The following is a 23,980-nucleotide window of genomic DNA, read 5'->3' as shown; positions in this document are numbered from 1 at the left end:
AACCCAAAAGCAGCAAAAAAGTAGGGGCTGAGTTCAGCCCCTCTTTGTGATCTACTCGGCGCAGATGGCCGCAGCAATGGCGAGACTGGATCCGGCTTAGTGCATCACCACTTTAACGTTGGCGTTGTTCAAGCCAGGACGCTTCACCTCGGCCAAGGTCTTGTTGACGGCGTACTTCTGGTTGATGGAGTTGATCAACTCGGTTTGGTTGTGCTTCTTGGCCACGCCCCACAGATCGGCGATCAGGTCGTAGGAACCGTCGGGGTTCTTGGACCAGCCCAGATCGTAGTCGCCTTCCAATTGGGCCACGATGTCGGCACGAACACGCTGGCCGTTGTAGCCACGCACATCGGCGTTCATCTTGACGGTGTAGCCGAGATCGCGCAGGGAGTTAACCAGAATCTGGCCATCGGTGATCTTGGTGCGCAAGGTGCTAAAATGAGACATGGTGTTTCTCTCCTGTGTTTAGGGTTTGGAACATCAACACAAACAATGGGCAACGTTCAAATTGGAGGTTTTGCCATTTTTGCCTCTGCCAAGGCAACTCTGGCTTCCCACTCCTCCTAGAACTCCAGCCGCTGGTACTCGGCTACAGAGGCTGCTGCAGGCCGAGCCCGCTGCTGGGCCCATTCCCTCAACGCTACCACTTGCTCCGTCATGGTGCGAGATAGCGGTTGAGTTGCTTTCGTTGCTGCCAAAATGTCCAGTTGCGTAAATTCGCGGTTCTGGGCAAACGCTTCGTACATGGCAGCAATCAAAACTTGTTCGATCTCCGCGCCGGAGAAGCCCTCGCAGGCCGCTGCTAGCTGGCGCAGATCAAAGCGGCTGATGTCACGCCGCCGCTTCTTCAGGTGGATCCGGAAGATCTCCATGCGCTCGTTGATGTTGGGCAGATCCACGAAGAAAATCTCGTCAAAACGGCCCTTGCGCAGGAACTCGCCCGGCAGGCGCTCTACGCGGTTGGCCGTGGCCATGACAAACACCGGCGAACGCTTCTCCTGCATCCAGGTGAGGAAGGAGCCAAAGATGCGGCTGGAGGTGCCGCCATCGGAGTCGCTAGAGCCTGCCGAGCCGGCGAAGGCTTTGTCCAGCTCGTCGATAAAGAGGATGGCCGGTGCCAGCGATTCGGCGGTGCGCAGGGCGCTGCGCAGGTTGGCCTCTGACTTGCCGACCATAGAGCCATCATAGACGCGGCCCATATCTAGGCGCAGCAGCGGCAAACCCCAGAGACGGGCGGTGGTCTTGGCGATCAGGGACTTGCCGCAGCCGGGCACCCCCAGAATCAAAAGCCCCTTGGGCTGAGGCAGGCCGTAGGCACGGGCCCGCTCAGTAAAGGCCTCAGAGCGCTGTAGCAGCCAACGCTTCAATTCCTCCAGACCGCCGACCGCGTCGATCGTCTCATCTTCTTCGATGAACTCAAGGATGCCGTTGCGGCGGATCAGTTGCTTTTTCTCAGAGAGAACGATATCGACCTCCGCCTCGCTGAGGCGACCGTGCGTCACCACCGCCTTGCGGTAAACTTTTTCCGCCTCATCCTGCGTCAGGCCCAGGGCCGCTTTGACCAGCTTTTCTCGCGTCTCAGGGCTTACGGATCCGCCGCGGGGAAGCTGCTCCAACTGCCGGTTGAGGGTGCGCTCCAGGGCAGCCATGTCCGGCAGGGGAAAGTCGACTACGCAAATGTCTTTCTCCAGCTCGACGGGGATCACCTGCACCGGCGACATGAGCAAGATGGTTTTGTGGGATCCCTTCAAGCTGGCGATGGCATCGCGCAGCCAACGCTTGACCTCGGTGTTGTCCAAAAAGTCGTGCAGATCCTTGAAGACGCAGATGGCGGGATCCTTTTGCTCCATCACCCACTGGATGGCCGGCTGGGGAGATTGGGTGTTGTGCTGGGTGAGGCTGCGGGGGTTGCCGTATTCGATGATGCCGTGGGTAACTGTCCAGATGAATAGGCGTCGCTGGGGCCTCAGGGTGCGGGCAATCGCTGCCAGAGCCGCTTCCGCCCGTTCCTCCTCTGGGGTAAGCAGGTACAGCAGTGGGTATTGAGCTTGAATGAGGATGCTGAGCTCTTGCATGGGAAACACCAACTGCAGAGGGGAAATCTAAGGAAAGCGACAGAAAGGAGAAAAACGGAGTTTGGGTTGCTTGGGCTTGGATCGCGCTTGGGAAGATGTCCTTGTTGAGTGAATCTTAGAAACCTTTTGTGCTGGTGTTTGCTCCTGTCTAGCTTCAGTTGCCGAAGGAGCCCACCTAGAAGCGTTTTAGCAGGGCACCAACGCATCTTGCCGTTGCTCTTCCGAGCCGACAGCCGATCCCCAGTATTCTGGCTCCACCTCTTCGAGAATGGCTTCCTCAGCCGATGGCTGGTGCAGCGAAACCACCTCTCCGTTGCGGATAACAAACCGATGGCCGCACTCAGGGCACCGATGGACGCGGTAGGCGCTGCCTTGTACGCCTTCGATAACTTCTGGGTGCAGCAGATAAAAGGTGAGGGCCTTCTCTGCCACCGCTGACATTGGCTCTTGCTCCACGGCAGCCCGAATCTTCAGATTCCGGTACAGGTCAGGTGAGAGATACAGAGTTACCTTCTGCTTGACCTCTGTGCCTTCCACTACTTCTGGCCGATGATTCATGGCTAACCGCTTTTCTGAGTTGCTTGCCAAACTTGAAGGCCATCATAGCCAGCCTGCCGCTTTGACGGCAAGCTTTTAACAATCTGTAATAATTTTCTCGATATCTTTTGGGCTTGTGGACATCTGCGGGTGGGGGAGTAGGCTAAGTAGGAGACTCAGGAGCGGAGTGGGCAATCCCTATGGAACGCTTAATCAACACCCTCAGCAAAAATTTCTCCAGTTGGGGCCGCCGTGCCCTGGTGCAAACCGGCGATGGTTTGGCCAGCTTAAAGGACATTGCCCTGGACAGTGGCAATCTGTTGCTCTGCAAAGCTCGAGTTGCCCTTGCGGACGCCAGCTTCACCACCCTGCGGGCGCTTGGGTCTCGCTTTGGTGCCGGTCGCTAGCCGCCCAGACCTTGCAGCCGGTAGAGCTTGGCGTAGAGGCCGTTGCGGGCCATGAGCTCGGCGTGGGATCCCTGTTCTTTCAGTTCCCCCCGCTGCAGAACCAAGATGCGATCCACATTGCGGATGGTGGAGAGGCGATGGGCGATGATGAGGGCGGTGCGATCCCGTAGCAGGGTTTCCAGGGCGGATTGGATCAGGGCCTCCGTGCCCACATCCAGGCTGGCGGTGGCCTCATCCAAGACCAAGATTTTCGGATCCCGCCACAGGGCCCGCACAAAGCTAATGAGCTGTTTTTGGCCGCTGGAGAGGTTGCTGCCCCGCTCCCGCACGGGGGTGGCGTAGCCCTGGGGCAGCTCGCGGATGAACTCGTGCAGGTGGAGTTGGCGGGCCACCCGCTCTACTTCTGCCAGCTCGCCCTTCTCTCCCAGGGTGATGTTTTGCTGGATATCTCCAGAGAACAAGAATCCGTCCTGCAGGATCACGCCCAGGTGACGGTGCAGCTCGGCCTGGGGCAGATCGCGAATGTCCACGCCGTCGATGCGGATGCAGCCGCGAGTTACCTCGTAAAGGCGGCAAAGTAGGCGGATGATGGAGCTTTTGCCGGCGCCGGTGGGCCCCACCAGGGCGACCTTTTCGCCGGGGCGGATGGTGAAGCTGAGGTCTTTGAGCACCCACTCGCCGGGGTTGTAGGCAAACCAGACCTGCTCGAACTGCACCTCCCCTTTGGCCGTTGGGGGCAGGTGGCGCGGCTGGACGGGATCCTGGATGGCGACGGGCAGGCTGAGGATGTGGTCGATGCGTTCCACAGCGGTGAACCCCGCCTGCAGGGCGGTGAACTTTTCCGCCAACTGGCGCAGGGGGTTGAAAAAGCGCTGGGAAAAGAGAATGAAGGCGTAGAGGCTGCCGAAGGTGAGGGGTTCTCGGGGCAAAGGCAGGGATCCCCCTCCGGCTGCCAGCACCTGCTGCCCCCCCACCCACAGGAGAGCGGCCACCGCCAGCCAGGCAACCCACTCCAAAACGGCGGAAAGGGCAGAGTCGTAGAGGATGGTCTGATCCACCTCTTGGATGTAGCGCCGGTTGATGGTTTGAAAAATCTCGCTGTTGAGCCGCTCCCGCCGAAACAGTTGCACCACAGCAATGCCCAAGACGTTTTCCTGGATCCAGGCGTTGAGCTTGGAGAGCTCTTCCCGCACGCGGAAGTTGGCATCGCGAAAGCGGCGCTGCAGCTCGATGACCACAGCGCTAACCGGCAGGACAATGAGGATCAGCAGCAGGCCCAGATCCCAGCGCTGGCTGAGCATTACCACCGCGATTACCGCCAGGGTAAAGAGGTCGCTGACGATGCCGACCGCGCCGGTGGAAAACACATCCCCCAGAGCTTCTACATCGCTGGTGATGCGGGTGATCAACTTGCCCACCGGGGTGCGATCGAAAAATTGGGCCGGCAGGGCCAGCACGTGGGCAAAGAGATCATTGCGGATGTCGCGGGTCATCAACTGCCCCAGCTTCTGGCTGGTATACCCTTCCAAGGCTTGAAAAAGCCAGCGGGCCAGCAGGGTGAGGATCAACAGGCCCACGTAGGGCCAGAGGCCGGCGAGGATCCCACTGTTGCCTTGGGCGATGGGGCCGTCCAGGGCCCGCTGCAGGATCAAGGGCTGCACCGCATCGGCTAGGGCCAGGGGCGGCAAAAAGGCCAAGGCGGCCAACAACAGCTTCAGGTGCCGCCGGGCATAGGGCCAGAGCAGCCGCAGCAGTCGCCAGTCACTTTCTCGCCGGGGTTGGGGATCCCTACTTAAATCGGCAGCGGGGGGAGAGGTGGCAAGGCTCACTGACTGACACCCAAAAACGTTAAGGAAGCCTAGCAGGCCCGCTGTTCAGTCCCTCCAACTGGGCGGAAAATTGGGAAGGGACAAGCTTAGTGCCCACGCCGGCATCGGTTAGCAGTTCCAAGAGCAGAGAATGCGGGGATCCCCCGTCTAGGATGTGGGCGGCCCGCACCCCTTGAGCCAAGGCGCGAATGCAGCACTGCACCTTAGGGATCATGCCGCCTCTGACCACGCCGCTCTGGATTAACTGGCGGGCCATCTCGATATCCAGAAGCGTAATCAGGGATCCAGAATCTTGGGGATCCCTGAGAATGCCGGGGGTGTCGGTGAGAAGGATCAGCTTTTCTGCCCCTAGAGAGGCCGCCAGCTCCCCGGCTACCGTATCGGCATTGATGTTGTAGGCTTGGCCCGTCTCGTCGGCGGCCACGCTGGAGATCACCGGGATCTGGCCGCCCTCCAACAGAGTTTGCACCAACTGGGGGTTGATGGTGCTGACTTCTCCCACAAAGCCGATTTCCGCCCGGCCCTGGGAGCGCGCCTTGATCAAATTGCCATCCCGACCGCACAGCCCCACCGCCGAGCCGCCCGCTAAGCTGATGAGCTGTACAATCTGCTTGTTGACCTTGCCCACCAGCACCATCTCCACCACCTCCATGGTGGCGGCATCGGTCACCCGCAGGCCGTCCACAAACTTGAAGGGAATGTCCAGCTTTTGCAGCCAACTGTTAATCTCCGGGCCTCCTCCATGCACCAGCACCGGACGGATGCCAACGCAGGCCAGAAAGACGATGTCCCGTAACACCTCGGCCCGCCGTTCCTGATGCACCATGGCGGCGCCGCCATATTTGATGACAATGACGCGACCCTGGTACTGCTGGATGTAGGGCAAAGCCTCAATGAGGATCTGCGCCCGCGTCAGGGGATCACAGGCCGACCCAGTCGCCTCAGAAAGGGAAAAGTTGGTCTGCACTGCCGTAAGTCGGTAGAAGTCAGAAAGCCTGACCTAGAGTAGCGCATTCTGCCAGATTCTGGGACTCCGTCCCGCTACCGCAATCAGCTATGGAACGGAATCGCCAGCAAAGGCAACAGGGCCAACCCTAACCAAGCCCAACCCTGAACTGGAGCACTGGGTAAGGGATCGACAGGCTCTAACTCTGCCTGCTGCAGCAGGGCATCGATGCGCTCTTGCAGCCGTTGTCCTGGGTCTGAACTCACGGCCATTGCAAAGCCAACCCAAGCTGATGCCAGTTGATCCCCCACCCCATAGCCCACCACCTGCAGCAAGGCTTCTCCCAACAGCAAGGGATCCACCCGTTGGGCCGCCCAGCGATCCGCCCGCAGCTCCCGCAGGGTGAGCAATTCCTGCCAGAGGATCTCGGTGTTGGGCAGCCAGCCGGTGAGGCGTCGCAGCCAGCCCACCCCAAACATCCAGAGGGTGTCGCGGTAGTGGCGGTGGGCCTCTTCGTGGGCGATCACAGCCCGCAAGTGCTCCTCATCCAATTGCTCCAGCAGGCCGCGGCTGACCACCAGCCGCGAATTCCACACCCCCACTTGGGCGGCAAAAGGGATCTCCAAGTCCAGCACATAGGCTGGAGAGCCATGCAAATCCACTTGGGCCAGAGCCTGTAGGTGGGCGCGTCGATAGGAGCACCAGTATTCCCACATCCAGCGCAAGGCCACGCCGCCAGCCACAGCCAGCAGCAGCAGGGCACAGCCGTAGCAGAACCAGCCCCCCGCCCCGGCCATTTGTCCCCATGGCCCCATCCAGGCCAAGGCCAAAGCAGTTGTCAGCAAAAGCAGCGGCGGCAGCAAGAAATGGAGCCAAGCTCGCTGCCAACGTCGGCCCCACCCGCCACCTTTATCCAGACGCACTTGCGCCCGCCACAGCCAACTGAGGCCTAAGCCCAGTGCCAACATGCCCAAGTGGCTCATCGCGTCTCCCTCCTAGCTTGACGAGCTGCCCGCAGCCGTTCGGCAATCGCCTGCAACTGGGACACACTGGCCTGATCCAGGCTGTCGGCAAAGGCTGCCACCGTATCCGGATCCCCCACGGCCAAAAATTGTTGCAGGTGGGTGAAGGCCCTGAGGCTGGCCGCTTCCTGACGAGAAAGACGGGGCCGCCACAGCATCGGTAGGTTTCGCCCCTGCGCATCGGTGCGGCGCTCACAGCTCACCCAGCCCTTCTGGCTCAGGCGCTGCAAGACGGTGGTTACCGACGCATAGGCCAGCTCTCGATCCGGATCGGCCAAGATGCGCTCGTGGATTTGCCGGGTGCTGGCACTGCCCAAATCCCAAAGGATATCCAGGATTTCCGATTCCAGAGGGCCCAGCGACAGTTGCTTGGGACGATGCTTTGGCAACATGCACCTTTGCCAGGGTAAGGATCCTTTCCAGATTAGCCGATGCAGTCGCAAACTCCGTAACCGTCAGGGATCCGCTAAGCTCAAAATGATGGCTTTTGGTGCTGTTCTTCCCATGGCTGCTCCCACTTACCACACCATCACCTTCGGCTGCCAAATGAACCGCGCCGACACCGAGCGCATGGCCGGGATCCTGGAGTCGCTGGGGTATGTGGCCACCGAAGATGAGTCGCAGGCGGATTTGGTTCTCTACAACACCTGCACCATCCGCGACAATGCTGAGCAGAAGGTGTATTCCTACCTGGGCATCCAGGCGCAGCGCAAACGGAAAAACCCGGCCATCAAGCTCATCGTGGCCGGCTGTGTGGCCCAGCAAGAGGGAGAAAAGTTGTTGCGCCGCGTCCCCGAGTTGGATCTGGTCATGGGCCCCCAGTACGTGAACCGCCTTGGGGATCTGCTGGCGCAGGTGGAGGCCGGCAACCAGGTGGTGGCCACCGATCCCATCGAGATCCCAGAAGACATCACCAAACCCCGCCGGGATAGCCGGGTGACAGCCTGGATCAACGTCATCTACGGCTGCAACGAACGCTGCACCTATTGCATCGTGCCGCTGGTGCGGGGACAAGAGCAATCCCGCCAGCCGCAGGCCATTCGCGCCGAGATCGAAGACGTGGCCCGGGCGGGCTACCGCGAGGTGACCTTGCTGGGCCAGAACATCGACGCCTACGGGCGGGATCTGGATCCCAAGACCAACCTGGCCAGCCTGTTGCGCTTCGTCCATTCGGTGGAAGGGATCGAGCGGATCCGCTTTGCCACCAGCCACCCGCGCTACTTCACCGAGGAGCTGATCGCCACCTGCGCCGAGCTGCCCAAAGTCTGCGAGCACTTCCACATCCCCTTCCAGGCAGGCAGCAACGCCGTGCTCAAGCGGATGCGGCGCGGCTACACCCAGGAGCGCTATCGCCAACTCATCCAGCTCATCCGCCAATACATGCCGGAAGCGGCCATCAGCGCCGATGCCATCGTCGGCTTTCCGGGCGAAACAGAAGCCCAGTTCCAAGAAACCCTGCAACTGGTGCGGGATATCGGCTTTGACTTGTTAAATACCGCCGCCTACTCCCCCCGTCCCGGCACCCCTGCGGCGGAGTGGCCTGACCAAGTGCCGGAAGAGGAAAAAAGCGATCGCCTGCAACGGCTGAACCGACTGGTGGCCGAGGTGGCTGCCGCCCGCAGCGCTCGACTCCTGGGCCAAGTGCAGGAGGTGCTGGTGGAAGGCCCCAACCCGAAAAACCCCCGCCAGGCCATGGGGCGCACCCGCGGCAATCGCTTGGTGTTCTTCGCAGGGGATCCGGAACAACTGAAGGGATCCCTGGTGCCGGTGCGCATCACGGCTACACGGGCCTTCTCTCTCAGCGGCGAGGTCTGCAAGCCAGGCGAGACTCTGCCCCAGCCAACAGGGGCCACCCACATCCTGTAAGCCCACGACGAGGATTGAACTCGTGACCTCCCCCTTACCAAGGGGGTGCTCTACCACTGAGCCACGTGGGCAAACCCGATGGTGGGCCGAGTTGGATTCGAACCAACGTAGGCGTAAGCCAGCGGATTTACAGTCCGCCCCCTTTAACCCCTCGGGCATCGACCCCCAGACACTGGCCTTCTATAGTAGCAGAAAGTGCCAGCCAAGATCGAATCCACTTGTGAGGAACGTGCCCTAGCGGGGCCGGGCAGGCAGCCATCCCCCTGGCAAGCGCGGGCTTGAGGGCCTTTCCTCGGCCAAACTGGAGAGAAAACTTGATAGGGTGTAGGACAGTCTTTTTGCTCGTCACTATGGTTTCAACCCTTGGCACCCCCACCCCCGTCGAACAAGTTTCTCCCAACCAGTCTTTGCGCCCCCTGACCAGCCGCATCAACAGCCGGGGGCACCTAGAAATTGGCGGCTGCGACGTGGTGGAGCTGGTGCGCCAGTTTGGATCCCCTCTCTACATCCTGGACGAGTGGACTCTGCGGCAGGCGTGCCGGCTCTACCGCCACACCTGGGCCCGCTGCTACGCGGGGGAATTCCGGGTTTTGTACGCCACGAAAGCCTGGAATTGCTTGGCCATTTGTGCTTTGGCCCTGCAGGAGGGGCTGGGACTGGATGTGGCTTCCGGCGGGGAGCTGTACACGGCTGTGCAGGCAGGAGCCAAAGGCGAAGATCTCTACCTGCACGGCAACGCCAAGTCTGTTGAGGAGCTGAACCTGGCTCTGGAAACGGGCTGTACTTTGGTGGTGGATAGCCTCTACGAGCTGCGGCAGGTGGCTGCCCTGGCCACCTCTGAACGACCAGCCCGCCTGTTGCTGCGGGTTAACCCCGGTATCGATGTCCACACCCACGAGTACATCCGCACCGGCCAAACCGATAGCAAATTCGGCATCGGGCGATGGCAACTGCCGGAAGCGATGGATCGGATAGCTGCCCATCCCCAGTTGGAGTGCGTCGGGCTGCACGCCCACATCGGATCCCAGATTTTTGATCTGCAAGGACACCGGGATCTGGCAGGGGTGCTGGCTCAGATCTGGCGGCAAGGGCTGGAGCGAGGGCTGCCTCTGCAAGAGCTGAATGTGGGTGGGGGCCTGGGGATCCGCTATGTCGAATCCGACGATCCCCCCTCCATTCCGGAGTGGGTGGAAACAGTGGCGACAGCGGTGCAACAGGCTTTTGCAGAAGCCGGGATCTCGCTGCCCAAGGTGCTCTGCGAGCCTGGACGATCCGTGATTGGGCCGGCTGCTGTTACCGCTTATACCCTGGGGGGGCAAAAGCGGATCCCGCCGGGCGATGGCCTGCCCGAAGGACGTCTCTACATCACCATCGACGGCGGCATGTCCGACAACCCCCGCCCCATCACCTACGGAGCCCGCTACACCGCCCTTCTGGCCAACCGCCCTGAGGCCGAGGCCACGCAGCGGGTCACAATTGCCGGCAAACACTGCGAGTCGGGAGATGTGCTGTTGAAGGATGTGCTTCTGCCGGCCCCAATGGCAGGGGAAGTGCTGGTGGTTTTGGCAACGGGGGCCTATAACTACAGCATGGCTTCCAATTACAATCGCTTTCCTCGACCAGCCGCGGTGCTGGTCAATGAGGGAGAGGCCCAGCTGATCCTGCGGCGAGAAACTTATGCCGACCTAATTCGTCAAGATGTTTTACCGGAGCGGCTGCGGCGGTGAGGCGGAGGTTGGTTGACCACAGCCGTCTCAGTTGAGGAAGGGGGTACCGCTTGTCCCGCAAGGGCAACTCACATCGGTCTTGGGCGGGCGAGACTGGAAAACAGATAGGAGGTGGGTGGTAGGCTGGTCTGGGGGCCGCAGTCAACAAGGGTTCTGAGAGCGGCACAGGCAGAAGGTCTGCAATGAGGGGAGCGTGAACGGGGTTTTTTGGCATGCTGGCAGCCTTATGGGCTTGGCTACAGCAATTTACCTTTCTCAGCCTCTTGGACTGGGCTCTGGCTGTCTTGCTATTGGCTTTGGCCCTCTACTACACCCGCGAGAGCCGGGCCGGGGTGCTGGTGCGGGGATTTATGGTGCTCCTGGTGCTCTACCTGGCCACAGCCTCCTTGCCGCTGGTGCACCTGATTTTGGATCGCCTGCTCCTGGCCGCAGCTGTAGCCATGGGCGTGCTCTTTCAGCCGGAGTTTCGGCGGCTGCTGGAGCAACTGGCGAGGGCCATCCGCGTTGAGTGGCCGGGCAACGCAGGCAATGACGAGGACGACCCTGAGGAGGATTTGGTGGAAGAATTGGTGCAGGCGGTGCGAGAGCTTTCCCAAAACCGGACAGGGGCGCTGATTGTAATCGAGCCAGATCAGCCCATTGACTCGCGGGTGTTTACCGACAAAGGGGTCTCTCTCCAGGCGCGGGTGTCGCGGGAGATCCTGCAGACGATTTTCCAGACTTCAACTTTGCTCCATGATGGGGCCGTTGTCATCCACCGGGATCGCATTCGCGCAGCGGGGGTGATCCTGCCGGTTTCGGAGCGGGCCGCCTCCCGACAACTGGGCACACGACACCGCGCCGCCATGGGGATCACCGAACAAGCCAACTGCTTGTGTATTGTGGTCTCAGAAGAAACGGGATCCATTTCGCTGGCAGAAGGCGGACGCCTGGAGCGACCCCTGACCAGTGCCGAGCTACACAAACTGCTGGTGCAGCGGTTGCGCAATCCCCGCGATGCTAAAAAACGAGATGCCCCGCTGCAGGGATTGTGGGCCCACCCGTGGTTGCACAATGGACTGCTGCGCTGGTGGGGATCCCTGCTCGATCTGGCCAAACGCTTTCGCAAACCCGAGAAAACCCTTCCCAAAGACTGAGCCGCATGACCCTTTCTCCTGTCCATCTTCTGCAGTTGCCTGCCGACCTGGATCCGCAGTTGTTGCCCCGCCATGTGGCAGTGGTCATGGATGGCAACGGGCGGTGGGCGCAAAAACGGGGTTTGCCCCGCAGTGTCGGGCATCAGCGCGGGGTAGCGGCCCTGAAGGAGCTGTTGCGCTGTTGCGATGATTGGGGGATCCCCGCCCTCACCGCCTACGCCTTCTCCACCGAGAACTGGGGCCGCGCCCGCGAAGAAGTCGATTTTCTCATGACTTTGTTTGAGCAGGTGCTGTGGCAGGAGCTGGCGGAAATGGTGCAGCAGGGGGTGCGCATCCAGTTTGCTGGCCAGTTGTCGGCCCTGCCCCAGTCTTTGCAGGACACGATCCTGCATGCGGTGGAACGCACCCAGCACAACGAGGGCATTTGCCTGACGGTGGCCCTCAACTACGGCGGCAGACAGGAGATCCTGCAGGCTTGCCGCTCGATTGCCACCCTGGTGCAACAGGGACTTTTGCAACCGGATCAGATCGACGAAGCCCTCTTTTCCCAATTTCTCTACACCACCGGCCTCTCCGATCCCGACCTGTTGATCCGCACCAGCGGCGAGATGCGCATCAGCAACTTCCTGCTCTGGCAGATGGCCTACACCGAGCAGTACTTCACCCCCATCCTCTGGCCGGATTTCGACCGCGCCGCCTTTCACCAAGCCCTGCTCAGCTATCAGTCGCGGCAGCGGCGCTTCGGCAGATGAGAGGATGCCCGCCTGGTTCAATCAAACCAGACCCTCGCCCCCAACCCCTCTCCCTCAGGGCCCTCACCCCCAACCCCTCTCCCTCAGGGAGAGGGGAGTTAGGGAACGACGTAACGAACCGTTTCGTTGCTGTTTGAAGTGGCTGTATCTCAAGCCGGCTTGGGACGACTTGAATGAACAGGCAGCACAAATGTATACCTGAAGCTCCCCAACTAGCGCAAAAAGCTGGTTATCAGCCACATCACCCCAAACGTGATCCCCACCAACAGGGCGCCGGGGGCATCGCCGCCGGTAAGGGGAAGGGCAATGCCGTAGGCCAACATCAGTCCTAGGCTCAGTCCTGCCAGCGCCAAGAGAAAAGCGCGCAGGAAGCGGCGCTCCTTGCGGTACAGGAAATAGATGCAGGTCATCAGCCCCAGCGCCAGTTGCAGGGAGGGATACTCATCAGGGGCCAAGACAACCCAACCCACCAGCCCTCCCAGCAACACGGCGGGCCAGAGCACATCCGGGGCAGAAGGGCTATCCAGCCAACGGCTGATCCAGGGGGGATTTTGGGCAGCAGGACGGGTCAAACTCGGTTCTGTCTCTGGACGGCTAGCCCGTTGTTCGGCGTAGCGAATGCGGTCGGGGACGGCGATCTTGCCCTCCTTGCGCAGGCGCAGGCGCTGCATCAGGATGGCGTCGTAGGCCTGTTCCACCCGCTCCTGCTGCTGTTCATCCGCACCCAAGCTGGCCAGGAGCCGGGCCCGCGCCGATTGGATCTCCTCAAAGGAGGCTTCTTCGCTGACCCCTAAGACCTGATACGGACTCATCTCAGCCATGACGACCAGCCCTGTAACTCTCTATCACCTTAACCCAGCCGCCAATTCAGCGGCAGGAGCCGACGGCAGGGGTTGGGTTGCCTTCTCCTCAAGGGATCCAGCAGCAGAGCGGAGGAGAGCCTGCAGGGAGCGGGCCACCTGCTCAACCGCGGCTTGGGTGGTGGCCTTGCCCAGGCTGAGGCGGATAGATCCCAGGGCCTCGACCTCGGAATAGCCCATGGCCAAAAGGATACGGCTGGGGATCCGCTGGCCGCTGCTACAGGCAGAGCCGGCGCTGATGGCGATTCCCTGGCGGCTCATCTCCCTCACCAGCACGTGCCCCGGGATCGGGGCAGTGCAGTAGCTGAGGTGGTGGGGCAGGCGTTGCTCCAGATCCGAGGGGCCGATCAGCCGTAAACCCGGCACAGAGGCCAGCAACTGGGCCAGCTGCCGTTGCAACTGCCGCAGGCGGGCCGTCTCCCGCTCCAGCTCTTGGGCTGCCAAAGCCGCCGCCACCCCTAGGCCGACAATGGCAGGGATCCCTTGGGTGCCGGCTCGCAGCCGCCGTTCTTGCCCGCCCCCCCGCAGCAACGGTTGCAGCTCCACCCCTGGGCGCACATAGAGCGCCCCCACCCCCTGCGGCCCGTAGAACTTGTGCCCAGACAGGGAGAGCAGGTCTACAGGCAGTTGCGCCAGATCCAGGGGGATCCGCCCCGCCGTCTGCACCGCGTCGGTGTGGAAGAGCACCCCAGCCTGGCGACAGAGGCGGCCCAGCTCGGCAATCGGCTGTAGGGATCCCACCTCATTCTGGCCGTGGACGATGGAGACCAGAGCGGTCTTGGGCTGCAACGCCTGGATCAAGGTTTGGGGATCCACCTGGCCGGCGGAGTTCACCGGCAGACGGGTTACCTCCCAGCCCTGGGCCTGCAACCGACGGGCGGCATTCTCCACCGAGGCGTGCTCGACGCTGGAGATGATGAGATGCTGGGGAGTGGAGTAGCGCTGCGCCACCCCAAACAGGGCCAGGTTGTTGGACTCCGTTCCGCCAGAGGTAAACAGCAGCGTCTCCGGCTCACAGTTGAGCAGCTCGGCCACCTGCTGCCGCGCCCGTTCCATGGCCATGGCCGCCCGTTCTCCCCACCCATGCAAGCTGGAGGGGTTGCCCCAACTCTCCTGCATCGCCAGCCCCATAGCCTCGATCACCTCAGGCCGAGGCGGAGTGGTGGCGCTGTGGTCAAAGTAAAGTGCGGGATCCAGAGGCGACATGCGAGCTTGACAACCCAGGACTCGATGTCCCCATCTTAGTGCTGGCGTGCTGGCAGTTCACACCCCTTGCCGCAGCCGTTCCAGCACCCCCAGGTCTTCGAGGGTGGAGGTATCGCCGCTGATGCCGGAGCCGGCAGCCAGTTGCCGCAGCAGGCGGCGCATGATCTTGCCAGAGCGGGTCTTGGGCAGCGCCTCGGTGAAGCGAATTTCGCTGGGGCGGGCGATGGCTCCGATCTCCTCGACCACATGTTGCATCAGCGCTTGGCGCAGCGCTTCGCCCGGCCCGTAGCCCTCCGCCAAGATGACAAAAGCCACGATCGCCTCTCCCTTGATCTCGTCCGGTCGCCCCACCACCGCTGCCTCCGCCACAGCTGGGTGAGAGACCAGCGCCGATTCCAATTCCATCGTGCCCAGACGGTGGCCGGCAACATTGATGACATCGTCCACCCGGCCCATCACCCAAAAGTAGCCATCTTCATCCCGGCGGGCGCCGTCCCCGGCAAAGTAGAAGTACTGCCCATCCTTGGGCGGGATCCGCTCCCAGTAACTGGAGCGGAACCGCTGCGGATCTTTGTAAAGGGTGCGCATCATGCCCGGCCAGGGACGGCGGATCACCAGATAACCCCCTTCTGGGGCCGGGTTCCCTTCCATGTCGACCACATCTGCCGCAATGCCCGGGAAAGGGCGGGTGGCGGATCCCGGCTTGGTGGGTGTAACTCCCGGCAGGGGCGAGATCATAATGCCGCCGGTTTCGGTCTGCCACCAGGTATCCACAATCGGGCAGCGCCCACTGCCGATGACGGTGTAGTACCACATCCAGGCTTCCGGGTTGATCGGCTCGCCCACGGTGCCCAACAGCCGCAGCGAGGAGAGGTCATGCCGGCGGGGCAGGGCGTCACCACTTTTCATAAAAGCCCGGATTGCCGTGGGGGCGGTGTAGAAAATCGAGATGCGGTGGCGGGCGATCAGCTCCCAGAAACAATCGGGTTTAGCAGGTCGGGGCGCCCCCTCGTACATAAACACCGTCGCACCATTGGAGAGGGGGCCATAGACGATGTAGCTGTGGCCCGTGATCCAGCCAACATCGGCAGTACACCAGTAGATGTCTTCTTCTTGCAAATCGAAGATCCACTGACAGGTGACGTGAGTGTAGAGGTTGTAGCCGCCGCTGGTGTGGACAACGCCTTTGGGCTTGCCGGTGGTGCCGGAGGTGTAGAGGATAAACAGCATCGCCTCCGCGTCCATAGGCTCGGCGGGGCAGGCTTCTTCTAGGCTGGGGGCCAGCTCATGCCACCAGATATCTCGATCCGGGATCATCGACACAGCTTGTCCTGTCCGCTGCACCACCAGGACTTTTTCGACGCTGGGCACCCCTTCCGCCAGCGCCAAGTCCACTTGGGACTTGAGGGGGACGATGGCATCTTTGCGCCAGCCCCCATCGGCGGTAATGACGACTTTGGCTTCCGCATCCCGCAGCCGCTCCTTGAGGGCCTCGGCGCTGAACCCGCCGAACACCACCGTATGGGCTGCCCCGATCCGCGCACAGGCCAGCATGGCCATGACGGCCTCCGGGATCATCGGCATGTAGATCCCCACCCGATCCCCTTTTTGAATGCCCAGAGACTTGAGGCCGTTGGCCCAGCGGCAGACCTCGCGGTGGAGCTGCTCGTAGGTCAGGGTGCGAGTGTCCCCCGGCTCCCCCTCCCAGATGAGGGCGGGCTTGTGGCGGCGGCCATTGTCCAAATGGCGATCCAGGCAGTTGTAGCTGAGGTTGAGCTGTCCCCCCACAAACCATTGCGCCTGGGGCGGATCCCAGTGCAACACCTGCTGCCAAGGCTGAAACCAGTGCAATTCCTGCTGTGCCAGCCGCTCCCAAAACCCCAAGGGATCCGCTTCCGCCTCTTGGCAAATCTGTTGGTAGCGCTCAGGGGTGATGCGAGCCCGCTGCACAAACGAGGGAGGCGGCGGGAAAAGGCGTTTTTCCTGCAGAATCGACTCCAGGGCCGGTTGAGACATGGGGACAAGACCGGTACAGACAAAGGGATCCCAACCGCGCCGCGGCTCCCTACAAGGGACGACGGGAGGGGGGTGGGAATAGGATACCTACCCCAGCAGGGGTAGAGCAAGGGAGCGATCCCCATTGCCAGGGGTGGTCAATTTCATACTGAATCGATTGCAGCCATTCAAATTACAGCCTTTTCGGACTTCATGGGAGTTCTGCAGACGAGCGGGATCCCTGTCGAGCGAAGAACAGATGGGTACTGGCCTGGGTCAGTGCCGCTAGAAAAAGAGGGAGAGGGGAACTCTTGAAATTACTTGAAAAAGGTGGTGCGTTGGCGGTGCATCACCACTGATTCCACCAGGCCGATGGCCAGAAAGTTGGTCAACAGAGCCGAGCGGCCATAGCTCAAAAAAGGCAAGGGCAGGCCGGTGATGGGGGCCAAGCCAATCGTCATGCCGATATTGACTACCGCCTGAAAGAGGATCATCGCCAACACCCCGATGGCAATGAGAGACCCGAAATTGTCCTTGGCTCCTTGGGCAATCCAGATCAGCCGCGCACACAGAATCCAAAACAGGATCAGCACCGTCAGGGTGCCGACAAAGCCCATCTCTTCCCCAATGGCCGAGAAAATGAAATCGGTGTGCTGCTCGGGGATAAAGTCCAGTTGGGTTTGGGTGCCCTGCTGGATGCCACGGCCCCAGAGCCCACCGGCGCCGATGGCGATGCGGGATTGAATCAGGTGGTAGCCGGATCCCCAGGGCTCTTGCATGGGATCGATAAAAATCTCCAGCCGCCGCCGCTGGTAGGGCTTGAGGATGTGCCAGGCCACCTGGCCCAGATGCCCGGAGAGCAGGTTGATCACTCCAAAGGTCATCGCTCCTGTCCACCGCCAAGGCAGCCGCCAAGCCGCTAGGCTCGCCATGCCCAGGCACCACATCAGCCAGACCCAGAGCATCCAGCTCAACTCCGGGCGGGTGTGCAGGCCGTAGAGAATGGCCCCCACCCCCGGCGACAGCAGCAGGAGGATCCAACTGCCCTTGGCCCCGGCCCAGTAGAGCATGACCAGCAAGATCACCACAAACACCAGGGCGGTGCCCAAGTTGGGCTGCAGGAAGATCAAAACCCAAGGAGGAGCGACGACGGCAACAGCCACCCAGATTTGGCTGAAGTATTTGATTGGCCAGTGGTGCAAAATGGCCGCCAGGGTGATGATGACCCCCAACTTGGCAAACTCGGAAGGCTGTACCTGGACGCCGGCAATGGAGATCCACCGCTCTGCCCCTCCTCCCGCCGTGCCGAAAAAGAGCACTGCAATCAAGCCCGCCAAAGTCAGGCCATAGGTGAACCAATGCCAGCGCAACAGCCGCTCGTAGGGGATCCGCGCCACCATCGCCAAAAACACCAGGCTGATCCCGGCCATGATCAACTGCTGCAGCCAGTAGTGGCTGATGGGACGCTCCCAGACAGCGCTGCGGATGGCGATGATGCCGATGCCCGTCAAGGCCAGCACCGTGGCCAGCAAAATGCCGTCGAACTCCCGCCAAGGCAACAGAATTTGCTGCAGGAGCTGTTTCCACCTTGACTGGGGGGGCACTTTCGGATCAGCGCTGGACAGGAAGAGGGCCATATCTGATGGAGCGACGCCGGCACCAGTTTATCTCTATTCCCAGCCCTGCAGTTGCTCTAGCCAGGCAGAGAGCCGGGATCCCACCTGTTCTCGGCGCTGCTCAAAATTGGCTGCTGCCCAAATCAAGAGCACCCCCAGCAAGATCCCCATCCCCCACAACAGGACTGGGTCAGTGGTTACCCACAGCCACCCCTGCCGCAAGACGCCCAGGCCAAAGCCCAGGGTGCCCGCCCACAGGTAGGCCCGCACCCGCAGCGCCAAACCCAGTACCCCCAAAGCCAAGCCCAGCCCCACCGGCCAAAACCCCGCCCCCAGTTGCCCGTGGGTTTCGATCAAAGTCAGCAACACCAATAGACCCGACGAGAAGGCCCGCAGCCGGTGCCGACTCTCTCGAGCACCAGCCTGTTGCAGTCCGGGATCCACCTGGGCCACATAGAGCAGGGATCCCACCAGAGGCAGGGCATAGAGGGTCAGGGAAGCCCAATCCTGCTGCCAGCCGTAATTCCACAGGATCCAGTTGCTCAAAAACAAGCTGATGTAGCCCAGGCGCACCTGGGAGCGCCAGATGGCCAAAAAAGCGTAGTAGGCTGCCCCCAGCAACAAATTGCTGTTGTTGTCGCCGCCCGCCGTCACCACCAGGGCCAGCAACGGCGCCACCAAGGCCGTATTTGACCAGGGATCCGCCGGCCAGCCCCACCGTTGCCAGGGCAGAAAGTAATAGAGGAGTCCCAGCCCACAGAGCAGGGATCCGGCCCATTGCTCCACCCTCAAGCTGGGGAAGCCCAGCCACATACTACCCAGGCAGATGCCGACTCCCTGCCAAGCGCTGAGGTGGCACCAGGCCGTTGGCAGCCAGCCCGGCTCTGTCGGGGATCCCGGCGTCGATCTTCTCCCCTGGGCGGCGGCATAGGCCGCCAGGCCGGATCCCGTCAGCACCCAGAGGAGCCGCCCCCACCGGCTGAGGCGAAGATCGAAAAGCGCAGGCCAAAGGACGAGGTTGGCCAGGGCCCAGTTGGCCGAGGCCATCCAGCGCAGCCAAGCTCTTTTAAGCTGCAGGGTCGCCACCAGCCAAGGGGGGCAAAGGCGGTAGACCACTGCCAGGAGCCATCCCAGCAACGCGGTCAGCACCAGTCCATCTCCCCAGGATCCCCCTGTCTGCTGGCTCAGGAAGTGAATCCAGCTCTCGTAGGCAGCCAGTGACATCCCGCAGGCCCCCAGGATCCCCTTCCAGTTGACAGGAGGGTCTTCTTCCGTTCGCGTAAGTGGGACGGAGTCCCCACCTTGCTCTTGTGCCCCTGGGATCCCCTGCCCCAGGCCCAACAACACGATGGCCAGGCCTAAGCTGCCCACGCCCGTCAGCTCGCTCCACTGGGCATGGGATCCCAGCCAACCCAGCCCGGCATAGATCAGCGGCCCTGTCTTCCAGCAACTCAGGGTCTGGACTCGCTGCAGGAGCTCTCCCCCGCCGGGGAACAGGAGTTTCTCCGGCCCTATCCAGAAGAGGATCCCCAAGCCCAGGTTGAGGACGGCCCACAGAGGCAGGACGGGACGGGACCCCTGCACAACCCAGAGCAGGATGCCGGTCGCCCCCAGCTCCAAAGCCCAGATCAGCCCGTAGGCGATCCCTTCCACCACCGCCCAGGAAACCGAGCCGGTGGCAGAGTCCGTCCCGTCGGCGCCAACGACCGCCGAGCCACCCCTTGAGAGAGCCACCCCCAGCCGCAGGCCGAGCGCCACCAGGGCCACCCCAGCCGCCAAGGGCAGAGCGCCGGGGAACATGGGCTGCTTGCCGACGGAAATGGGGAGCCGAGAAGGATCCGCCAGGGCCGCCGTTGTCGCCACTGTGAGGGCAAAGAGGAGCACCAACCCCAACAGCAGGCCCCAGCCATCCAGGGCCGGTCGGTAAGCGGCTTGTAGGCGAGAAGAGAGGCGCAAAATTCCGTAGCGACAGCCGCTCAAGAGCAACCCCAGCACCGCCAAGGCCAGCAGCCACTCCGCTTCCGTGAGCGTCGGCAATAGCCGGCTGATTCCCACCAGGCCGATCCCTACACCAAAGGCCACCGCCAGCAGTGCTTCTGGAGCGGGAGAACTGGGAGAGGGAGAAGCCCACAGCCACACCTGAGTTGCCAGCAGCAGCACTCCCAGCCCTAGCCCGAGCAGATCCAGGCCCGGCCTGCCGAGGGTGAGCCCCTGGGCCATCACCAGGGAAAGCACCGCCAGAAGGCGCAGGGATCCCCGCGCCGGAATCCCCTGTCGCCAAGAAAAAGATCCCCCTTGCTCCGGGATCTGCAACCAGCGAGGCATAAACGCCAGGGGCGGCCAGGCCCACACCTGCGCCGCCGTCAAAACCGAGGGCACCGCCAGCCACAGCCAGCCAATGGACTCCGTGCCCTGCGCCAAGAACACAAAGTAGCTGGATCCCAGCAGCACCAGCCCCATCCCTTCGGCGCTCTGCTGCCACAGCCGCACCGGCAGTCCCCCAAAATGTCCTGAGGCTGCCAACAACCGCCCGCCCAGCGCCACCCGCCCCGTCCATTCCAGCAAGCCCAGCAGCAGCAAGATGGCCCCCCAACTGGACAGGCTCCAATCAGGCCAAAGCCAGCGGATCCCGGCCAGAAGCGCCCCCAGCCCATAGGCATGGGTCAGAAATACCCACCCAGCGCCAACCCTGGACTTCTGCCGCAGCCACCAGGCCAGGATGCCAGTACTCAACAGCAAATGCCAAAAGCAAATCGCCGGCTGGGGAAAGCTCAAAAGCAAGAGGGATCCGCCCAGCCCCAACACCAAGCGCTCCGTCGGTTCTGCCAGCGCCGCAAAACCCGCCTCCTCGCCTTCCCGAGGTCTCTGCTGCCAGCGGACCGCCAGCCCCAGCCACAGCACCTCATAGGGCAACAGCACCAGCCCCAGCAGCCCCCAAACAGCGTCGAGGGGCTGCAACCCACCCGTTAAGAGCGCCAGCACGCTCTCCCGCCAGCTTGCCGGCCACACCTGCCAAAAGGCCCAGGCAGTTTCCAGACCCAGCAAAAACAGCAGCGCCAACTCCACCCTCTGCTGACGTTGGCTCAGTCGCCTCGCTAAGAAGCGGATTCCCAGCAGGCTGATGGCCAACACCTGCCAGGCGTTCTCCCCCCAGTCGCTGGCCGCCAGCAGCCAGCCCAAAATCAACAGCACCCCGCTCCACCAGGGCCGCCCCACCTGAGCCGGCTCGTAGTCCTCAGCCGGGCTTTGGGGCAGCCAACCCAAGAGAGCCACCGCCAACCCCAACTGCGACACCTGCACCTGCCCTGAGAGCAGCCCCCGCAAGATCAACAAGGAGCCAGCCGCCCCGATGAGCCACAGCCGGGCCAGCGAGCGGCGGCTCCAGGTGTAAATCACGGTGCTGAGGATCCCCAAGTAGAGGATCCCAAGGACAAGGGTGGGACGAGACTCCGGCGGCCCCAGGCTCCAGAAGAGGTGTAAACCAGAAAGAGATAAGAAGTTCACCAACGTTCCGTAGAAAGCAGAACCCGCCCCCAGCAAGTCGGCCCGTCGCCAGGCTCCCCACGGGATCCCTATGAGTAACCCCAAAGCAACAGCTCGGATCCCCCACGGGATCCCCAGCCCGTCCAGCGCCCACATGTTGATCGGCAGCAGCAGCAAAGCAACAGCCTCTAAAGTTTGGCTTGTCAGACGCAGCCCGTCCTGCCGCTGCGCCCACCTCGCCCCCACCCCAAACGCCGCCGTATAAGCCAAGAGCACCCCGTACTGAGCTGCCGGGGAAAACTCTTGCCAGCGGCTGGCCGCCAGCACCCCCGAAGAGACCACCACCAAAAACAGGCCCAGGAGCAGCAGCCAAGCTACGCTCAGCTCAGACAGCAAGTTGCGCAACAACACAGCTATCCCCGGGGGAGAGGAGAGCTCCCTGGTTTCGGCTGGCGGCTCTTCCCCCGCCACGACAACCCCAGAGCCGGCCAAGCCAGCATTTCTTTCCCGCACCATCTGCGGGATCCAGGTCAAATCGAGGAGCTGGCCGATCCCCAGCAGCCCAAAAGTCAGCAGCCAGAGCAGCCCTGTGCGCCAGCGACCCAGATAGAAGCGGTGCAGACCGCAAAGGCCGAACAAACCTAAAATCCAGAGCACGTAGGCCGAGCCCAGACTGGCTGGGATCCCCCCGCCGACAGAAGTGGCTCCTGGCGCCGATTCCGCCTCCAGCCGATACTGCTCCACCAGATGGCGAAAGTGCTCCGGCGTCAGCAAACCCAGCTCCAGCAAGGCTTGCAACCCCCGCAAAACCTGCTGCCGGGATCCCGAAACGGTGAAGTTGAACGAGTAAGAGCGGGACTGCTCGGCTCCCTCAGGTGGAATGTTATCCTGGGATCCCATGGCCGGATTCGTTGAGCAAAAAGGCTTGGGGCCACTGCTACTCTAAGCCTTGCTCTGTTGGATTGCTATGCTCTTCACAAATGCTCCGGCAAAGCGTGGGTGCTGGGCAGGACGGGGAGAGTCATCAACTGCCCCAGCCGCGAAACGGTGAGCTCCGCCGCCGGCATGGGTTCCGAGACCTGTCCGCTGCTGAACACCAGGACTCGGTTGCTGTACGGCAAGATCTCGTCCAAATCCGCCGAGGCAAAAACAATAGCCGTCCCTGCTTGGGCGCGTTCCAGCAGTTGACTCCAGACCCACAGCGCCGACTCAATGTCCAACCCGCAGATCGCAGCGCAGAAAGCCGCTCAAGATCTTGACCAAGGTGCTTTTGCCGGCCCCATTTTCCCCCAGCAGACCGTGGATCGTGCCCGCCTCCACCCGCAAGGACACATCGCGGTTCGCCTGTACCGCCCCAAAGCGCTTGTGGATGTGCAGCAGCTCCACCTTCATCCCGTCTATGCTAACCTGCCCCCCCAGACCCAAAATCCCGAAGAATACAGTTGCTGAGGTTGCAAGCGTCGGTGCTACGATATCGGCAGCTCGCCGTCAGGCGTTGGCTACGGACGAGTTCAGCATCGATCTGTGGTTCGCCCTGCCCCTCTGCTTCGCCCTTCTCCCCTGCCGCCCATCTCAGACAGTAACCGCCTCAAAATCTTCTCAGGCAGCGCCAATCCGGATTTGGCCCAGGAGGTGGCGCGCTACCTGGGCATGGATCTGGGGCCTATGTTGCGCAAGCGCTTTGCCGATGGCGAGCTGTACATCCAAATCCAGGAGTCGATCCGGGGTGCCGATGTCTACTTGGTGCAGCCCACCTGCCGCCCGGTCAACGATCACCTGATGGAGCTGCTGGTGATCATCGACGCCTGCCGCCGCGCCTCGGCCCGCCAGATCACTGCCGTCTTGCCCTACTACGGCTACGCCCGCGCCGACCGCAAAACCGCCGGACGGGAAGCCATCACCGCCAAGCTGGTGGCCAACATGATCACCCAGGCGGGGGCACACCGGGTGCTGGCCATGGATCTGCACTCGGCCCAGATCCAGGGCTACTTCGACATTCCCCTCGACCACGTCTACGCCCAGCCGGTACTGCAGGCTTACCTCAAAGAAAAAGGCCTGCTCGACGAAGATATTGTGGTCGTCTCTCCCGATGTGGGCGGGGTAGCGCGGGCGCGTGCCTTTGCCAAAAAACTCAAGGAAGCTCCGCTGGCAATCATCGACAAGCGCCGCCAGGCCCACAACGATGTGGAAGTCATGAACCTCATTGGCGATGTGCGCGGTAAAATCGCCATCCTCGTAGACGACATGATCGACACGGCAGGCACCATCTCGGAAGGGGCGAAGCTGCTGCGCAAGTCGGGGGCCAAGGCGGTCTATGCCTGCGCCATCCACCCTGTCTTTTCCGATCCGGCCATCGAACGCCTGCAGGGCGGACTGTTTGAAGAGGTGATCGTCACCAACACCATCCCCATTCCTCCAGAGCGGCGTTTTCCAGGCTTGACCGTCCTCTCGGTGGCGAACGTGCTGGGAGAGGCGATCTGGCGCATCCACGAAGACAGCTCCGTCAGCAGCATGTTTCACTAA

20 protein-coding genes and 2 tRNA genes are annotated in these 23,980 nt (G+C 62.0%); 6 read left to right on the top strand and 16 right to left on the bottom strand.

Annotated features, from left to right (window positions below):
- Positions 1 to 96 precede the first annotated feature (96 nt).
- The 3 genes from NW826_RS11515 to NW826_RS11505 all read right to left on the bottom strand — a co-directional run bounded on the left by NW826_RS11515 (position 97) and on the right by NW826_RS11505 (position 2,633).
- On the bottom strand, positions 97 to 447 hold the full coding sequence (locus NW826_RS11515; RefSeq protein WP_414334896.1) for a DUF1257 domain-containing protein: 351 nt from the start codon (positions 445 to 447) through the stop codon (positions 97 to 99).
- Between the two features lie 116 nt (positions 448 to 563).
- Complete coding sequence (locus tag NW826_RS11510) at positions 564 to 2,075, bottom strand: AAA family ATPase (RefSeq protein WP_414334897.1); 1,512 nt, start codon at positions 2,073 to 2,075, stop codon at positions 564 to 566.
- Between the two features lie 186 nt (positions 2,076 to 2,261).
- Positions 2,262 to 2,633 (bottom strand): hypothetical protein, encoded by a 372-nt coding sequence (locus tag NW826_RS11505; RefSeq protein ID WP_414510196.1) that lies wholly within the window; start codon positions 2,631 to 2,633, stop codon positions 2,262 to 2,264.
- 179 nt (positions 2,634 to 2,812) lie between these two features.
- On the opposite strand from NW826_RS11505, the gene NW826_RS11500 reads away from it, so the two are divergent.
- On the top strand, positions 2,813 to 3,019 hold the full coding sequence (locus tag NW826_RS11500; protein WP_414334899.1) for a hypothetical protein: 207 nt from the start codon (positions 2,813 to 2,815) through the stop codon (positions 3,017 to 3,019).
- Here the strand turns inward: NW826_RS11500 and NW826_RS11495 are convergent.
- From NW826_RS11495 to NW826_RS11480, 4 genes are all read right to left on the bottom strand, one after another.
- Positions 3,016 to 4,848, bottom strand: coding sequence for an ABC transporter ATP-binding protein (locus NW826_RS11495; protein ID WP_414510195.1), 1,833 nt, complete (start codon positions 4,846 to 4,848; stop codon positions 3,016 to 3,018). The two genes, NW826_RS11500 and NW826_RS11495, sit on opposite strands and share 4 nt — an antisense overlap.
- Positions 4,849 to 4,867: 19 nt before the next feature.
- Positions 4,868 to 5,815 (bottom strand): acetylglutamate kinase, encoded by a 948-nt coding sequence (gene argB / locus NW826_RS11490; RefSeq protein ID WP_414334902.1) that lies wholly within the window; start codon positions 5,813 to 5,815, stop codon positions 4,868 to 4,870.
- A gap of 83 nt (positions 5,816 to 5,898) precedes the next feature.
- Positions 5,899 to 6,777: a M56 family metallopeptidase gene (locus NW826_RS11485; protein WP_414334903.1), complete on the bottom strand. Its 879-nt coding sequence runs from the start codon at positions 6,775 to 6,777 to the stop codon at positions 5,899 to 5,901.
- Positions 6,774 to 7,208 carry a BlaI/MecI/CopY family transcriptional regulator gene (locus NW826_RS11480; protein ID WP_414334904.1) on the bottom strand — a complete coding sequence of 145 codons (435 nt, stop codon included), beginning with the start codon at positions 7,206 to 7,208 and terminating at the stop codon, positions 6,774 to 6,776. Before NW826_RS11480 ends, NW826_RS11485 begins: the two co-directional genes overlap by 4 nt.
- 112 nt (positions 7,209 to 7,320) lie before the next feature.
- On the opposite strand from NW826_RS11480, the gene miaB reads away from it, so the two are divergent.
- Positions 7,321 to 8,682, top strand: coding sequence for a tRNA (N6-isopentenyl adenosine(37)-C2)-methylthiotransferase MiaB (miaB, locus tag NW826_RS11475; RefSeq protein ID WP_414510194.1), 1,362 nt, complete (start codon positions 7,321 to 7,323; stop codon positions 8,680 to 8,682).
- Here miaB and NW826_RS11470 read toward each other — a convergent pair.
- Positions 8,682 to 8,753: transfer RNA gene (locus tag NW826_RS11470), tRNA-Thr, on the bottom strand. The two genes, miaB and NW826_RS11470, sit on opposite strands and share 1 nt — an antisense overlap.
- An 8-nt stretch (positions 8,754 to 8,761) precedes the next feature.
- Positions 8,762 to 8,847 (bottom strand) — tRNA-Tyr (locus NW826_RS11465).
- Between the two features lie 185 nt (positions 8,848 to 9,032).
- Here NW826_RS11465 and lysA point away from each other — a divergent pair.
- The 3 genes from lysA (at position 9,033) to NW826_RS11450 (ending at position 12,297) form a co-directional block, all read left to right on the top strand.
- Positions 9,033 to 10,409 (top strand): diaminopimelate decarboxylase, encoded by a 1,377-nt coding sequence (lysA, locus tag NW826_RS11460; protein ID WP_414510193.1) that lies wholly within the window; start codon positions 9,033 to 9,035, stop codon positions 10,407 to 10,409.
- A 212-nt stretch (positions 10,410 to 10,621) separates the two neighbouring features.
- Positions 10,622 to 11,545 carry a diadenylate cyclase CdaA gene (gene cdaA / locus NW826_RS11455; RefSeq protein ID WP_414510192.1) on the top strand — a complete coding sequence of 308 codons (924 nt, stop codon included), beginning with the start codon at positions 10,622 to 10,624 and terminating at the stop codon, positions 11,543 to 11,545.
- Between the two features lie 5 nt (positions 11,546 to 11,550).
- Positions 11,551 to 12,297, top strand: a complete 747-nt coding sequence (locus tag NW826_RS11450; RefSeq protein WP_414348939.1) for an isoprenyl transferase — start codon at positions 11,551 to 11,553, stop codon at positions 12,295 to 12,297.
- A gap of 212 nt (positions 12,298 to 12,509) precedes the next feature.
- Here NW826_RS11450 and NW826_RS11445 read toward each other — a convergent pair whose 3' ends face one another.
- From NW826_RS11445 to NW826_RS11415, 7 genes are all read right to left on the bottom strand, one after another.
- On the bottom strand, positions 12,510 to 13,109 hold the full coding sequence (locus NW826_RS11445; RefSeq protein ID WP_414336036.1) for a CPP1-like family protein: 600 nt from the start codon (positions 13,107 to 13,109) through the stop codon (positions 12,510 to 12,512).
- Between the two features lie 33 nt (positions 13,110 to 13,142).
- Positions 13,143 to 14,363, bottom strand: a complete 1,221-nt coding sequence (locus NW826_RS11440) for a cysteine desulfurase family protein (RefSeq protein WP_414510191.1) — start codon at positions 14,361 to 14,363, stop codon at positions 13,143 to 13,145.
- 57 nt (positions 14,364 to 14,420) lie between these two features.
- On the bottom strand, positions 14,421 to 16,379 hold the full coding sequence (acs, locus tag NW826_RS11435) for an acetate--CoA ligase (RefSeq protein WP_414510190.1): 1,959 nt from the start codon (positions 16,377 to 16,379) through the stop codon (positions 14,421 to 14,423).
- Between the two features lie 296 nt (positions 16,380 to 16,675).
- Entirely contained in the window at positions 16,676 to 17,995 is a 1,320-nt protein-coding gene (gene rodA, locus NW826_RS11430) for a rod shape-determining protein RodA (protein ID WP_414510189.1), read from the bottom strand.
- 33 nt (positions 17,996 to 18,028) lie between these two features.
- Positions 18,029 to 22,357: an NINE protein gene (locus NW826_RS11425; RefSeq protein ID WP_414510188.1), complete on the bottom strand. Its 4,329-nt coding sequence runs from the start codon at positions 22,355 to 22,357 to the stop codon at positions 18,029 to 18,031.
- Positions 22,358 to 22,431: 74 nt separating this feature from the next.
- Positions 22,432 to 22,677: a hypothetical protein gene (locus NW826_RS11420; RefSeq protein WP_414510187.1), complete on the bottom strand. Its 246-nt coding sequence runs from the start codon at positions 22,675 to 22,677 to the stop codon at positions 22,432 to 22,434.
- On the bottom strand, positions 22,667 to 22,849 hold the full coding sequence (locus NW826_RS11415) for an ATP-binding cassette domain-containing protein (protein ID WP_414333887.1): 183 nt from the start codon (positions 22,847 to 22,849) through the stop codon (positions 22,667 to 22,669). The genes NW826_RS11420 and NW826_RS11415 overlap by 11 nt, the downstream gene beginning before the upstream one ends.
- Positions 22,850 to 22,981: 132 nt before the next feature.
- On the opposite strand from NW826_RS11415, the gene NW826_RS11410 reads away from it, so the two are divergent.
- Positions 22,982 to 23,980, top strand: a complete 999-nt coding sequence (locus NW826_RS11410; protein WP_414510186.1) for a ribose-phosphate pyrophosphokinase — start codon at positions 22,982 to 22,984, stop codon at positions 23,978 to 23,980.

This window comes from Synechococcus sp. OH20, from assembly GCF_047502685.1.
In the GTDB taxonomy this organism is placed as follows: domain Bacteria; phylum Cyanobacteriota; class Cyanobacteriia; order Thermostichales; family Thermostichaceae; genus Thermostichus.
Note: the sequence above shows the minus strand (reverse complement) of the source record. Positions and strands in the feature narration are given on the sequence as shown.